The organism is Massilia sp. CT11-108, from assembly GCF_047302915.1.
Lineage (GTDB): Bacteria > Pseudomonadota > Gammaproteobacteria > Burkholderiales > Burkholderiaceae_D > Telluria > Telluria orientalis.
The window spans coordinates 1-253 of the sequence record NZ_JBKYMO010001621.1; the positions used below are offsets into that span (position 1 = coordinate 1).

Sequence of the window (253 nt, forward strand, 5' to 3'; positions counted from 1 at the left end):
GTATCGCCTTCCACCTGTATGCGGACGGCCGCGCGCGCAGGCTGCGCGAACCCGCCGCCGACGAAGCTTTCGCCATCGCCCGCGAAGCGCTGTGGAATGCGTTCACGCACGCGCGCGCACGTGCGGTCGACGTCACGCTGCAGTATGCTCCGTCGGCGCTGGTCGTCACGATCGCCGACAACGGCGTCGGCCTGCCGGACGACATCGACCTGGAACGCGGGCGCGACGGCCATTGGGGCATCCTCGGCCTGCG

Annotated in this window: 1 protein-coding gene; it reads left to right on the forward strand. The window is 70.8% G+C overall.

Annotated elements, in window-relative coordinates; genetic code table 11:
• On the forward strand, positions 1-253 hold a 253-nt coding region (locus ACEN88_RS35805; protein ID WP_413347137.1), incomplete at both ends, for an ATP-binding protein.